Source organism: Variovorax paradoxus (assembly GCF_902712855.1).
GTDB classification, from domain to species: domain Bacteria; phylum Pseudomonadota; class Gammaproteobacteria; order Burkholderiales; family Burkholderiaceae_C; genus Variovorax; species Variovorax paradoxus_Q.
Map to the genome: position 1 here is coordinate 3,348,220 of NZ_LR743507.1, position 13,136 is coordinate 3,361,355.

Annotated in this window: 11 protein-coding genes; 2 read left to right on the forward strand and 9 right to left on the reverse strand. The window is 68.5% G+C overall.

The genetic code is table 11. From position 1 onward, the window contains the following. Positions 1-6: 6 nt before the first annotated feature. The 7 genes from AACL56_RS15315 to AACL56_RS15345 form a co-directional block, all read right to left on the reverse strand. Positions 7-393: a DUF4150 domain-containing protein gene (locus AACL56_RS15315; protein WP_339090658.1), complete on the reverse strand. Its 387-nt coding sequence runs from the start codon at positions 391-393 to the stop codon at positions 7-9. A 35-nt stretch (positions 394-428) separates the two neighbouring features. Then, the gene (locus tag AACL56_RS15320) at positions 429-1,148 is read right to left on the reverse strand and encodes a DUF3540 domain-containing protein (protein WP_339090660.1); all 720 of its coding nucleotides are present in this window, start codon (positions 1,146-1,148) and stop codon (positions 429-431) included. Further along, positions 1,145-2,278: a pentapeptide repeat-containing protein gene (locus AACL56_RS15325; protein ID WP_339090661.1), complete on the reverse strand. Its 1,134-nt coding sequence runs from the start codon at positions 2,276-2,278 to the stop codon at positions 1,145-1,147. The genes AACL56_RS15320 and AACL56_RS15325 overlap by 4 nt, the downstream gene beginning before the upstream one ends. Further along, positions 2,275-4,953, reverse strand: a complete 2,679-nt coding sequence (locus AACL56_RS15330) for a DUF2169 domain-containing protein (protein WP_339090662.1) — start codon at positions 4,951-4,953, stop codon at positions 2,275-2,277. Before AACL56_RS15330 ends, AACL56_RS15325 begins: the two co-directional genes overlap by 4 nt. 13 nt (positions 4,954-4,966) lie before the next feature. Continuing rightward, positions 4,967-5,398, reverse strand: coding sequence for a hypothetical protein (locus AACL56_RS15335; RefSeq protein WP_339090663.1), 432 nt, complete (start codon positions 5,396-5,398; stop codon positions 4,967-4,969). 12 nt (positions 5,399-5,410) lie between these two features. Continuing rightward, entirely contained in the window at positions 5,411-7,756 is a 2,346-nt protein-coding gene (locus tag AACL56_RS15340) for a type VI secretion system Vgr family protein (RefSeq protein ID WP_339090664.1), read from the reverse strand. Between the two features lie 141 nt (positions 7,757-7,897). Beyond that, the gene (locus tag AACL56_RS15345) at positions 7,898-9,034 is read right to left on the reverse strand and encodes an iron-containing alcohol dehydrogenase (RefSeq protein WP_339090665.1); all 1,137 of its coding nucleotides are present in this window, start codon (positions 9,032-9,034) and stop codon (positions 7,898-7,900) included. Positions 9,035-9,166: 132 nt separating this feature from the next. Here AACL56_RS15345 and AACL56_RS15350 point away from each other — a divergent pair, with 132 nt between their 5' ends. Then, positions 9,167-10,081, forward strand: coding sequence for an alpha/beta hydrolase (locus tag AACL56_RS15350; protein ID WP_339090666.1), 915 nt, complete (start codon positions 9,167-9,169; stop codon positions 10,079-10,081). 82 nt (positions 10,082-10,163) lie between these two features. Then, positions 10,164-11,027 (forward strand): YbgC/FadM family acyl-CoA thioesterase, encoded by an 864-nt coding sequence (locus AACL56_RS15355; RefSeq protein ID WP_339090667.1) that lies wholly within the window; start codon positions 10,164-10,166, stop codon positions 11,025-11,027. 10 nt (positions 11,028-11,037) lie between these two features. Here AACL56_RS15355 and AACL56_RS15360 read toward each other — a convergent pair whose 3' ends face one another. Together AACL56_RS15360 and AACL56_RS15365 are read right to left on the reverse strand one after the other, a co-directional pair. Next, the gene (locus tag AACL56_RS15360) at positions 11,038-11,949 is read right to left on the reverse strand and encodes a hypothetical protein (RefSeq protein ID WP_339090668.1); all 912 of its coding nucleotides are present in this window, start codon (positions 11,947-11,949) and stop codon (positions 11,038-11,040) included. 148 nt (positions 11,950-12,097) lie between these two features. Further along, positions 12,098-13,042 carry a YgfZ/GcvT domain-containing protein gene (locus AACL56_RS15365; protein ID WP_339090669.1) on the reverse strand — a complete coding sequence of 315 codons (945 nt, stop codon included), beginning with the start codon at positions 13,040-13,042 and terminating at the stop codon, positions 12,098-12,100. Positions 13,043-13,136 lie beyond the last annotated feature (94 nt).

The following is a 13,136-nucleotide window of genomic DNA, read 5'->3' on the forward strand; positions in this document are numbered from 1 at the left end:
CTGGCTTCACGCCGCCAGCACCAGCACCTTGAACTGGCTCGGCACGATCCGCATGCCGACGATGTTGCAGCGGTTCTGCAGCGACAGGCTGGTCATGCGCGTGCAGGGCGTGCCCTTGAGCAGCACGGTGAAGGCGCCGGTGATGTGGCGCGACGGACCCATCACGGTCTGCGACACCACACCCATGAGCACCCCCGCGTTGTCGCCGTTGGTGATGGGCGTGGTGGTGGCCATGTTGTGCGCCGGCGTGCCGCCGTAGAGGATGTTCCAGGCGTTGGGAATCGCCGTGGGGCCGAGCGCGAAATTGGGGTAGGGAATGGGAATGGCGGGCGGGGTCTTGCAGACGTCGGGAAACGCGAGGTCGACGCCCATCATCTGGCTGTTGGCGAACATGCGGCTGGTTCCTTCCTGGTTGCGTCGGGCCGGCTTCAGCCCATGTGGATCTGGTCGGCATCGACCTTGACCAGCGCCTTGCTGGTCACGAGCGTGTTCTTCGCGTGCAGGCGCATCGTCTCGGTGGCCTGGTAGTCGATCTGCCCGGCGCGCACCTGCTCGACCTCCTCGGTCAGCCGGAAGCTGGAGCGCGTGAGCACGCTGAGGCGGTCGAGCACCGCCTCGCAGGTGCGACCGACGAAGCGTGCGACCAGCGTGGTGACGCGGACTTCGGCGCCCCGGTAGTCCATGTCGCCGACGTCGAGTAGCGCCTTCTGCGCGTGCAGGGACAGCGCCGGTGCTGCCATGGCGAGCCGGGTCTGCGCCTGCAGCGCGACGCTGCCATGGCGCGAGCGCAGCGTGACGTCGCCGTCCACGACCAGCTCCGCGCTGCCCGTGTCGGCCTGCGTGATGACCGCGATCAGGTACACGTGGTCGCGCTGCGGTCCGGCCACGAGCACGGTGTCGCCCACGCCTGGCGACAGCAGACAGCTCGCCGCGCGCGGGCATTGCCAGCGCTCGCCGCCATCCTGAGGCTCGACGATGCAGCGGCCGTCTTCCAGCACGCGCACGATGCTGCCGAGGGCGCTGCCGGTCCAGGGCGGCGGGCTGGCGATCGAGGCGGGCAGCGGCTTTCGCAGCAAGGCCTGCATCTCGCCTTCGTGGTCGTCGACGGGCGGCAGCGGACGCTGCTCGCGGATGGCATGGCGGGTCATGGACCGGTGTCCTCCGAAGGTAGGGCGGGGGTGCGAAGCGGGCGGCCGAAGGCATCCCGCCCCGCGCGTTGCGGCCGGGAGCCGCGCGCCACCGCGCGGCGCTCGGCCTCGAACAGCGCGGGGTCGTTCTCGAGCACGCCGATGCGGTCGCTCCAGCGCGTTCCGTCCTGCATGGCGCGGTGCAGCTGCGTGCGCTGGAAGGTGGCGCCGCGCATGTCGGCGCCGCCGAGGTCCGCGTAGGAAAAATCGGCGTACACCAGTTCGCTGCGCGCGAACGAGGTGCGGTTGCAGCGCGCGCGATGAAAGACGCACTGCGTGAGCTGCGCGCCGGACAGGTCGGCATCGGCCAGCTGTGCATCGACCCACAGGCTCTGCGCAAAATGCCCAGCGCGGGCGTCGGCTTGGCGCAAGTCGGCTTCGGGGAACAGGCACTGCGGCGCATGCACGTTGGCCAGCACCGCGCGCTGGAGCCTGGCGCCCTTGAAGTTGCACTGGCTCAGCCGCGCGCGCTCGAAACTGCAGCCCGTGAGGTCGGCGTCGATGAACTGGCACAGGTGGAAGTCCTGCGCGGAGAAGTCCTGGCCCGCCAGTTCGGCCTCGCTGAAGATCACGTTGTGAAAGCTGGCGCCCCTGAAGCCGGTGCCGCGCAGGGCAGCGCGATAGAACACGGTGGTGTGCAGCGCCACTTCGTCGAAGCGCGCCTCGGCGAGGCAGGATTCGCCGAACACCGCCTTCGTGAGATCGGCACCGCCGAAGTAGGCCCGGTCCAGCGCGCTTTGATGAAAGGCCGCCAGGTCGAGCCTGGCGCCGCTCAGCTGCGCGCCCTGCAGCTGCGATTCGCTGAAGACGGTGCGCGTCATCGCTGCCTGCCGAAGGTTGGCGCCGGACAGCGTGCACTTGTGGAAGGCCGCGCGCTGCAGTTCGGCACCGTCGAGCGTGGCTTCGTCGAATCGGCAGGTGTCGAACATCGACTCGGTCAGCCGCGCGCCGCCCAGGCTGGCGCCCGAGAAGTCGCATTCGCCGAATGCGCCGCCGCTCAGGTCGAGGCCGTCCATGACCATGCCCCTGAAGTCCTGGCCCTGGATGTGCTCGCCGCCGCGGATCTTCCGTACCAGCTCGCCCGGCGTCATCGGACCGGGTCCGCCGCGCGGCGCGGGACGGTCTTGGCCTGCTCGAGGTAGGCGCCGCGGGTTTCGGTGACGGTGTCGATCAGCGCCTGCGAGACGTCGGCGCGGAACAGGTTGGCGTCGCGCAGGTCGGTTCCGACCAGCGTCGCCTTCTGGAGACTGGCATGCATGAGGTTGGCGCCGCGCAGCGACGCGTGGGTGAAATCCGCGCGGATGAACAGGCTCTCGGGCGCGTCGATGGCGCTCAGGTTGGCGCCGGCAAGGCAGCAGGAGGACAGGTCGCAGGTGTCGAGCGTGGCCCGCGCGAAGCGCGCGTGCTCCAGCGGCATCTCGCGCAGGCTGCACTGCACCAGGGTTGCATCCTCGAAGCCGGCCGTGCGCAGCGTGCTGGTGCCGACGAAGCAGGTGGTCCGCAGCGTGGCGCCGCTGAACACGATGCCGTCGTCCCCGCCGGTGTGCACCCAGGCGCAGGCTTCGAGGCTGGCGTGCGAAAAGTCCAGCTGCGAGACCACGCACGAGATCAGGCCGAACTTGTGCAGCCGGGCTGCATGGAAGCTGCAATCGTGCAGGCGGCTCTGCTCGAGCACGGTGACGTAGTCGAGGCGTGCCCCGTCGAAGCGGCAGCGTTCGAAATGCATGCCCATCAGGTTCAGGTGCTCGAGCCGGGCCTGAGTGAAATCGCAGTCGTCGAAGCGCGTCTTCTCGGCCACGGTCTCGTGGAACTTCGCTCCCGCGAACGATGTGCGCGTGCATTGCGCCAGGCTCAGGTTGGCGCGATCGAGCACGCAGCCCGCCAGCGATGCGCCCTGCAGGTTCGCGCGCACCAGCACCGCCTCGGTGGCGTCGGCGCCGTCGAGCAGGGCACCGGCCAGGTTCGCGCTCTCGAGCAGCGTGCGGTGCAGGCGGGCACCGCGCAGGTCCATGGCCGACAGGTCGGCGCCCGTCAGGTCCAGGCCCGACAGGTCGCGCGAGCTTTCCATGGCCTGCCGCACGCGGTGGCGCGCTTCGTTCGTCTGCTCGGTGTTCATCGTGTCGGCGGCCGATTGGTGCTGGGCCGCAAGCCGGTACATGTCGATCAGGCCGCGGCGGCCTTTTTCGGCGGTCTGTGCAAGTTCCGCCTGCTGCGCCGCCGACATCGGCGCGGTGCCGGTGGCACCGGCGATGCCGAGCATGCCCTGCACCACGGTGCGTGCGTCGAAGGCGGGCGGGCCCTTGGCCTGGCTCTGCGTGGCGGTCCGGACGAGCTCGCCGGTGTCGAAGCCCACCTTGCGCGACTCGGCGGCGTTGGCCTCGCCCAGTTGCGCCAGCTCGCGGCGCCCCTGGTCCAGCCTGCGCTGCTGCTCGAGCTCGTAGACCTTGGTCTGCTCGATGAACTCGGGCAGCTCTGCCAGGCTCGGCATCTTCGTGAACGGCGCGGGCATGGCCTGTTCCTTGAAGTGGCGCGGCTTGTGGCCGATGTCCAGCGCCTGCCGGGTCAGGTCTTCGCGCACGGTGCGGCCACGCTCGCGCATGTTGCGCAGCAGAGGGGATTCCTCGTCGCCGCCGGTCTGGTCGATCCAGGGGCCGACGGCGGCGGACGGCAACAGCTCGTCGTCGCGAAACATGTGGAGCCCGCCGGTCTCGGGGTTGCTGCGGCGTTGCAGGATGGCGAAATAGTGTTCGAGCGGCCGCGGCGCTTCGGACGCAGCCTCGATCGCCGGCATCACGTGCGTGACGTCTGCGGCGTCGTCCTCGGCGATGGCGGTTTCGCCGTGGAAGATCAGCGCCACCTGCGACAGGTGCGGGAAGAACCATGCTGTGGTCAGCCGCAGGTCGACTTCCTCGAAACGCTCCGGCTCGGCGAGGCCCGATGCGGTCTTGCGCGCGATGAAGCCCCGCGCGCGCCAGTCCGGCAACAGGCCGCGCTGCACGGGCTGCGACGGGTGCATGTTCCAGATCTCGTAAGGCGTGCCGCCCGGGATGCGGTCGCTGTCGCTCCAGCGCTGATCGGGCAGGGCGGCGTTGAAGAGGCGCCAGTCCATGTCCTGCGAGAAGCCCGGATACAGGTTCTCGCGCCAGTGGCCGTCGTAGTGCCGTCCGATCAGCTGCATGCGCGCGGGCCAGCTCACGTCCATCGCGCCCAAGCAGGCGGGCGCGGGCTGCCGCGAGGGATGATCGATGCGCCGGTGCGGATGCTCGACGTTGGGCAGGCGCTGCACGAGTGAGCCGTCGGCAACCAGCTCGGGCGCGTGGCCGATGCCCAGCGGGTTGTCGGCGAAGCCGGGACCACCGTAGGCACGGCTCCAGTCGAGCCGCATCGACTCGAAGGGCTGCGGCGCGGTGGCCCGGCCGTCGATCCAGTGGCGGTCGCCGAACACGATGAGCTGCTTGGCCAGCGCGCCCACGCGCACCTCGACGGCACAGGCCGTCTTTTCCTGCTGGTGGCGGGTGTATGCGTGGCCGGTGGCCAGGAACTCCGCGCAGGGCTTGGGCATGCCCAGGTCGAGCACACCGGTGGTGCCGAGTTCTTCCGACACGGTGTTCCAGAATTCGGTTTCGGGCAGCAGCACGCCGGCGCCGAGGCCTTCGCCGTCGTCCATCGACAGCATGCCCATCACCGTGAGGCCCAGCCGCTGGTGGCCGGAGCGCAGGAACGGCCGCGTGATCACGCTCAGCCGAAGGGGTTTGACTGTTTTCACGAGGAAAGGGCGCTCAGCTGCCGGCGCGAGGAATCTCGAGCGGCGTGCGCGCCCGATCGATCGCGAGCACCGACGCGTCGCCCGGGTCGCGCAGCAGGTGCACCCGCTTGCCCACCAGGGCGAACTGCGGCACCAGTCCTTCGTCGATCAGCGTGCGCAGCACGGCGGGACGCGAGCCGCCGTCGCCGTCGAACACGTTCAGCGCGAGCTCGCAGGCATACACCGTCTGGCCCTGCGTACCACCGCGCGACAACTCATGCTCGGAGCGTTTGAGCGACTGGACTTCGGCCTCGGCCGGGATGCCGGTCTGCGCCAGGCGTTGCCATGTCTTCGCCTCGGCCGAATAGATGCGGTTCTCGCGCGAGGCCACGATCACCACCGACAGGGCCACCACGAGCATCGAGCCCATCAGCACCGCGAACACGATCCACAACAGTATTTCCATCGATCTCGTTTCTCAGGCCACCAGTGTCAGCGCCTTGAACTTGGCCGCCAGCCCGCCAGTAGCGATGAGCATGCCCTTGTTCGCGATGGCCAGGCCCTTGGTGCTGACTTCGAGCGGCTTGTTCTTCATGGAGAACAAGGCCGTGTCGATCTTGACCGTGGCGATCTGCGCATTGAGCGCCGCGTAGTACTGCAGCCGCGCGCCCCACACGTCCAGCGAAGTGCCCACCAGGCTGATGCGGAAACCCACGCCACCCGCGCGGAACAACCGCCAGTCGCCGCTCTTGGCGTAGTTGTTGTTGTAGGTGACGGAGTTGTTGGTGTAGTCGTTCGTGATGTTGTTGTACGTGTTCGACGTGGTGTTGTAGATGGTGGTGTTGATGACGTGCTGCGTCGTGTTGTGGATGTGGTTGGTGGTGTTGAAGGTGACGTCGGGCGAGGTGTGCACCGTCGGGCCCGTCACCGTGGTGGTCGAGGGGCCGTTCACCAGCACGTCGTTCGAGGTGTTGATGGTGTCGTTGCGCCCGCCGCTGACGAAGCGGATCTCCTGGCCGTCGATGGTGCCGTTGAATCCGCCCGTGATCGCCAGCCTCACGCCGCCGGTGATGGTGTCGTGCAGCCCGCCGCTGAGCATGCGCGTCTTGCCGCCCGAGATGGTCTGGTTCACGCCGCCCGTCACCGTCTCGGTGAAGCCGCCGGTCACGTCGCGGGTGTCGCCGCCGGTGATGGTTTCCTTGGCACCGGCGGTGATGTCGCGCGTCTCGCCGTTCTGGTAGGTGGCCGACTCGTGGTCCTTGATGAGCGTGGTGCGGGTGCCGTCGGTGGTGTGGGTTTCGTCGGCTTCCACTTCGACGTCGAGGTTGCGCTCGGCGTGCAGCAGGATCTGCTCGGCGCCGGTGCGGTCCTCGAAGCGCAGCATGTTCGCCTGGTTGGCCGCGCCGCCCGTGCTGGAGCGCGTGAGGATGCCGCTGGCCGTGGCGTTGGCCGGCAGCTCCCATGGCGGCATCTGGTCGCTGTTGTAGACGCGGCCGGTGATGATGGGCCGGTCGGGTTCGCCGCCGATGAAGTCGACGATGACCTCCTGGCCCACGCGGGGCATGTGCATCGTGCCGTAGTTGGCGCCGGCCCAGTTGCTCGACACGCGCACCCAGCACGAGCTGTTCTCGTCCGACTGGCCGTAGCGGTCCCAGCGGAACTGCAGCTTCACGCGGCCGAAGCGGTCGGTCCAGATCTCTTCGGGGCCGACCACCGTGGCGGTCTGCGGGCCATTGGTGCGCGGGCGCGGCGTCCTGCGCGCGGGCCGGTAGGGCACGCTCGACGGCAGCACGCTGAAATCGAACTCGCACACCGATTCGCTGCTGCCACCGGTGGAGTACTCGGGCTCCTGGAGGTCGTAGCGGGTCTCGGTGACCAGGTACTCGCGGTTGTCCGATTCGCGCGGGCAGTGCGTCATCTGGAACAGGTAGCCCGGCGCCATGCCGACCACGTTGGTGTGGCCCGCCGCCAGCTCGTGCGCGCTCTGCAGCTCCTGCAGACGGATGCGCGCATAGCTGTCGCCCTGCTGGTGCTCGGTGTAGCCGCCGAGCCACTCGTACACCTCGTAGGTCGAATGGTCGTGCGGCTTGGGGTCCTGCTGCACGCTCTGCAACGAGGCGCGCGACTTCTTGAAGTCGAAGTCGTCGAGCATCACGCGGCCCGAGGTGATCTGCTCGGTCACGCGCCACTGGTCGATGCAGGGCTCGAGCGCGTTCAGCACGCGGTCGCGCGGACGGTAGGGAATGCTGGCATGGCCGGGCAGGGGGGTGTAGCTGCCACTGTCGTCAGCCAGCACCAGCAGGTGCGTGCCGTTGGCGTGCTCGAAGTGATAGGCGATGCCCTCGTGTTCCATGAGGCGGCTCACGAAGGCGAAGTCGCTCTCCTGGTACTGCACGCAGTACTCCCACGTGGGGTAGCTGCCGGTGAGGCGCTTCTCGAACTGGAAGCCGTACTTGCCCAGCACCTCGTCGAGCACCTCGGGCACGCTCTTGTTCTGGAAGATGCGGCAATCGGTGGTGCGCGTGAGATACCAGAGCCACGGCTGCACCAGCGCGCGGTAGATGTAGTGGCGGCCGGTTTCGTTGGCGCGGCCGACCAGCTCGAAGCGCACCACGGTGCCGTTGAGAAATCGCGGCGCGCCTTCGTCGGCCAGTTCGAGCGTGAGCGAAGTGCCGAGCAGCTGCTTCAGGTCGAGGCTGAAGCTCGTGCTGACCATGTCCACCTCGAACTCGAAGAGCTGCGAGAGCCCTTCGCGTCCCCGCATCGCGCGGAACTTGAGCTGCTCGGCGCTCAGGACGGTGTGGACTTGGACGGTACGTGGCATGCGGAACTTCCCTGACCTCTCTGTGCTTTCGCGGTTGCGAAGCCTTCTGAGGCCAGTCTAGAAATTCCTCATGTCATACGAATGACGCGAAGTCTGTAGAAAAAGCGCTTACAAGAGCGCCGAATGCACGTCGACAGTGCCTCACATCGAGGCTTCGAGCATCGCCTTGTAGTCGTCGCGCGAGGCCAGACGCGGGTTGGTCTTGTGGCAGTGGTCGGCCATGGCGCCGTCGATGATCCTGTCGAACATCTCGGGCGTGACGCCCACTTCGCCCAGGCCCTTGGGCAAGCCGAGGCGCGCGTTCATGTCGCGGATGGCATCGCCCAGGTCGCCGGCCGAATCGAGATGCATCGCCTGCGCCATGCGCTGCAGCCGCTGCTCCTTCTGCACCGATTCGGCACCCGCATTGAAGTGAATGACGGCAGGCAGGAAGAGGGCGTTGAGCGTGCCGTGGTGCAGCCGCGGATCGACACCGCCCAGGCTGTGGCTCAGCGAGTGCACGCAGCCCAAGCCCTTCTGGAAGGCCATGGCGCCCTGCATCGATGCGCTCATGAGATTGAGGCGCGCCTCGCGGTCGCTGCCGTCCTTGGTGGCTCGCTCGATGTGGCCCCACGCGCGCTCGAGTCCGTCGAGGCCGATGCCGTCGGCCGGCGGATTGAACGCGGCCGACATGAAGGTTTCCATGCAATGCGCGATGGCGTCCATGCCGGTGGCGGCCGTGAGCCTGGGCGGCAGGCCGAGCGTGAGCTCGGGGTCGCAGATCGCGGCCTTGGGCATCAGGAACCAGCTGTGGAAGCCCAGCTTGCGATGGTCGTCCACGATGACGATCGCACCGCGCGCGACCTCGCTGCCGGTGCCGCTGGTGGTGGGCACCGCAATGAGCGGCACCACGCGTTCGGTGATCTTCGGCGAGCCGCCTTCGATGGTGGCGTAGGTCTTGAGCGGCCCCTCGTGCGTGGCCGCGATGGCCACGCCCTTGGCGCAGTCGATGGCCGAGCCACCGCCCACGGCGATGAGGCCGTCGCAGCGTCCGGAGCGATACAGCTCGACGGCCGCGCGCACCGAGGCTTCGGTGGGGTTGGAGGGCGTCTGGTCGAACACCGACACCTCGAGATCGGCGATGGCATCGAGCGCCTTCTGCAGCACACCGGCCGCGCGCACGCCGGCATCGGTGACGATCAGCGGACGATGGATGCCGATGCGCGCGCACTCGCTGGACAGCAGCTTGATCGCGCCGAATTCGAACTGGATCTGGGTGAGGTATTGGATGAGGGCCATGGGTGTGGGGTGCTCGGGGCAGTACGATTGCCGACCAGCCAAATCTAACAAGAGCGACCAGTCTTGCACACGAAAGAAACCCTTGCCGGTGTCGCGCCCGGAACACCTCACGCCTCGCGGCTGACCCCGAAGATGGCAAGCGTCGTCGAACGCATGGCGCGTGCCGGCCATCCGCCGCTGGACCGGATGACGCCCGACGAGGCCAAGGCCTCCTACGAGAAAGGCGCAGGCGTGCTCGAAGTGCCCAAGCCCGAGTTGGCCCGCATCGAGGACTTCAGCATTGCCGCGCGCGACGGCTTCGCGATGCCCGCGCGGCTGTACGCACCGTCGGCCGAAGTGCTGCCGGTGCTCGTGTACTTTCACGGCGGCGGCTTCACGGTGGGCAACATCCGCACGCACGACACGCTGTGCCGCGTGCTGAGCAGCAGGAGCGGCTGTGCGGTGGTGTCGGTCGACTACCGGCTCGCGCCGGCGCACAAGTTCCCGACCGCGTCGAACGACGCATGGGACGCGTTCGAATTCATCGCGAGGCAGGGCGCAAGCCTGGGCTTCGACCCGTCGCGCATGGCCGTGGGCGGCGACAGCGCCGGCGGCACGCTCGCCGCCGTCTGCGCCGTCCTCGCGCGCGACGCAGGCCTGCCGCTGGCGTTGCAGATGCTGATCTACCCCGGCACGACTGCACACCAGGACACGGCCTCGCACCTGCGCCACGTCGATGGGCCGCTGTTGACGAAGGCGATGATCGACTTCTTCTTCGCGCAGTACGTCCGCACGCCGGCCGACCGCGACGACTGGCGCTTCGCGCCGCTGCTGGCCGACGATGTCGACGGCGTGGCGCCCGCATGGATCTGCCTGGCCGAGTGCGATCCGGTGGTCGACGAAGGCATTGCCTACGCCGACAAGCTGCGTGCCGCGGGCGTGCCGGTCGACCTGGAGATCTATCGCGGCGTGATCCACGAGTTCATCAAGATGGGCCGCGCCATTCCCGAGGCGCTGCAGGCGCAGGACGATGCGGCGAAGGCGCTGCGCGAAGCCTTGCAGCCGTGACCTGACCCCTTCGCGTGGCCGCACATGCCGGCCGCCGAGCGATTTCCGATCCTCAGAACTTCCAACCTTTACGGAGACAAGAATGCAACGCAGTGACTTCCGCTTTTTTCATCGGCTGCGCGTGCGCTGGGCCGAGGTCGACATGCAGAAGATCGTGTTCAACGCGCACTACCTGATGTATTTCGACACGGCGATTGCGGACTACTGGCGCGCGCTGGCACTGCCCTATGAAGAGGCGATGCACGCGCTGGGCGGCGACCTGTACGTGCGCAAGGCGACGATCGATTTCCGCGCTTCGGCGCGCATGGACGACATGCTCGACGTGGGCATGCGCTGCGCGCGCATCGGCACGTCGTCGATGGTGTTCGAAGGCGGCCTGTTCCGGCAGGACCAGTTCCTGGTGGGTTGCGAGCTGGTGTACGTGTTTGCCGATCCGGCCACGCAGACATCGAAGCCGGTGCCGCAGGTGCTGCGCGAGGTGCTCGAGGGCTACGAGGCCGGCGAGCCGATGCGCAGCGTCGAGACCGGCGACTGGGCCACGCTGGGCGAAGGCGCCGGAGCGCTGCGCCGGGCGGTGTTCATCGAAGAGCAGAACATTCCCGAATCGCTGGAGTGGGACGCGCACGACGCCGTCGTGCTGCACGCCGTGGCGCGCAACCGGCTGGGCCAGGTCATCGCGACCGGGCGCCTGCTGCATGCCGAGGACGGCATGTCGCACATCGGCCGCATGGCGGTGCATCGCAACCTGCGCAGCGGCGGACATGGCGCCGCGGTCGTCCGTGTGCTCGAGGACGCCGCCAAGGCGCGCGGCGACCGCGAAGTGGCGCTCAACGCGCAGCGCAGCGCCGAGCGCTTCTATGCGCGGCTCGGCTATGCCGCGCACGGTGAAGGCTTCGAGGAAGCCGGCATCCCGCACATCGAGATGCGGCGGACCCTGAAGCCCTGACGCGCCCGATTCAGTAGCGCGGCGGCGGGTCGGGCACATAGCCCGGTTCCGATCCCGGGAACGGCGACGGACCGGCGGGACGCGGCCAGCGCGGCGGCGGCGGAACCGGGATCACGCCCGCCGCCACGAGGTTCTCTCGGCTGTCGTAGCGGATGCGGATCACCTCGTCGGGCGACGACTGCGCGCGCTCGAAGGTGGTCTTGCCCACATAGGAAGTTTCTCGGCGGCCATGGGCCGTGCCAAGGCTCGGGCTGGGCGCGGACTGGCGAGCCATGCTGCCCGAAGGGGACGCAGCGGATTCGGCCGCCACGCTCTTGTCGGCCGCAGCGCCAGGCGCTGCCTTGGCCCGCGCATCGCCGAGCGACGAGGACTCGCTGCGACGTTCCCGATCGCCGAATTCGTCGCGTCGCGGATAGGGGGTGACCGGCGGCGGTGGCGGCTCGGGCATGCGTTCGCGGAACATCGCGACGCCGATCACGCCCACATCGTCCGGGCGGCCGGTGCGGCTCGCGTACGAATTGCCGGCAGCGGCGAACTCGAAGGCTGCGATCTGCGAATCGCTCTTGCGCCAGCCCGTGATGTCGCTGCGTTCGCGCGCGCCGAACACGTAGCCGTTCTGCCCGACCCCGGCGGTTTCGCCGGTGACGACGTTCACGCCGTCCACCGACATCACGGCCATGATGCGTTCGCCCATCGCGTTGCGCGCACGAATGGCATAGCGCGCGCCGGGACGGCCGGCCACCCAGTATTCGCCGCGATGGCGGTAGACCGGCAGTTCGGCGCCGGTCCCCCGGTCGACCACGCTGATCTGCATCAGGGAGCCGACGCGTGCGGGCGGCTGGCTCTGGGCCTGGGCGGGCAGGGCCAGCGAGGAGGCCACGGCGCCCAGAGCCAGGGCGGTTGAAATGAGTCTGCGCTTCATGGTGTCTTCCTTGCCGGGAGTTGATCGGTGCAGGCTTCTACGGCGCAGCAACGGCGGCAGGGTTAAACGACGCGCAAAAAAAACGGCGCTATCTGTTCGATAGCGCCGAACGCCCGGCTGCCGGGCGTCTTCGGGGATGGGGTTCAGCTCAGATGTCTTCGAGCAGCGGGTAGGGCAGCGGTTCGAGCTTGAGCGCAGGCCCGTCGACCGCGCCGGCATGCAGGCCGCCGCCTTCCAGTGCGGAGATCTGCATCGAGATGAGCGCGGCCCAGCCGCCATCGGGCGCGGAAGCGGCCTGCGCCACGGTGCCCACGGGTTGCTCGGCGTCGCCTGAGGCGAAGACCTCCTGCCCGACGGCAACGGGGGCATCGGCCTTCACGAGGTAGGTGCGGCGCTTCAGCGTACCGCGGAACTGGCTGCGCGCCACCACTTCCTGCCCGGGGTAGCAGCCCTTCTTGAAGTTGACGCCGCCCACCGATTCGTAGTTGATCATCTGCGGCACGAAGGCGTCGATGACGGGCGTGGTCAGCGTGACGATGCCGCTGCGCACCTCGCTCCACTGCCAGAGGCTGTCGTCGAGCGCCGTGCCCGTGGGAGCCGGCTGGTCGGCCGGGGCGATCCACAGCGCGCGCGGGATGCCATCGGCCGGATAGAGCGACACCACGCTCACGCCGTCGCCCACACCGGTGCGCTTGCCCGGCGGGGTGTCCGCATCGAGGCCGTTGGCGGTGAGGGCGGTACCGGCCAGGCCGTACACCGCGAACTGTTCGGTGGCGTCCGACAGCTCGACCTTGGCGCGCAGCACGTACATCTGCAGGCGCTTGAGCGTCGCTGCCAGGATGTCGCGGCTGCAGACCAGGAGAATCAGCTCGGGTTGCGGCTTGATGCCGATGAAACTCGCGATCACACGGCCCTTGGCGGTGCACAGCGCGGCCAGCCGCGCGTCGGCGCTGCCGAGCAGCGAAAAGTCCTGGGTGAGCTGGCCGTGCAGGAAGCTCGCGGCGTCGGGGCCTTCGGCGCGGATCACGCCGAGGTGGCCCGACGGGCCCGTCAGGGAGGCGGCGGTCACGCCATTGAGAACGACAGTGGTCATCGCTGAATTATCATGGCCGGGCCTGTCCCTTCGGGGCGGCAGGGACTCCTCCCTTGCAGCCCGCAGGGCCGCTGTTTTTTCATCTCCCTCTTCG

What these genes read in the sequence shown, in the direction of transcription:
- AACL56_RS15315 (WP_339090658.1), bottom strand. Translation starts at nt 393, where the DNA reads ATGTTCGCCAACAGCCAGATGATGGGCGTCGACCTCGCGTTTCCCGAC.
- AACL56_RS15320 (WP_339090660.1), bottom strand. Translation starts at nt 1,148, where the DNA reads ATGACCCGCCATGCCATCCGCGAGCAGCGTCCGCTGCCGCCCGTCGAC.
- AACL56_RS15325 (WP_339090661.1), bottom strand. Translation starts at nt 2,278, where the DNA reads ATGACGCCGGGCGAGCTGGTACGGAAGATCCGCGGCGGCGAGCACATC.
- AACL56_RS15335 (WP_339090663.1), bottom strand. Translation starts at nt 5,398, where the DNA reads ATGGAAATACTGTTGTGGATCGTGTTCGCGGTGCTGATGGGCTCGATG.
- AACL56_RS15340 (WP_339090664.1), bottom strand. Translation starts at nt 7,756, where the DNA reads ATGCCACGTACCGTCCAAGTCCACACCGTCCTGAGCGCCGAGCAGCTC.
- AACL56_RS15345 (WP_339090665.1), bottom strand. Translation starts at nt 9,034, where the DNA reads ATGGCCCTCATCCAATACCTCACCCAGATCCAGTTCGAATTCGGCGCG.
- AACL56_RS15350 (WP_339090666.1), top strand. Translation starts at nt 9,167, where the DNA reads ATGGCAAGCGTCGTCGAACGCATGGCGCGTGCCGGCCATCCGCCGCTG.
- AACL56_RS15355 (WP_339090667.1), top strand. Translation starts at nt 10,164, where the DNA reads ATGCAACGCAGTGACTTCCGCTTTTTTCATCGGCTGCGCGTGCGCTGG.
- AACL56_RS15360 (WP_339090668.1), bottom strand. Translation starts at nt 11,949, where the DNA reads ATGAAGCGCAGACTCATTTCAACCGCCCTGGCTCTGGGCGCCGTGGCC.
- AACL56_RS15365 (WP_339090669.1), bottom strand. Translation starts at nt 13,042, where the DNA reads ATGACCACTGTCGTTCTCAATGGCGTGACCGCCGCCTCCCTGACGGGC.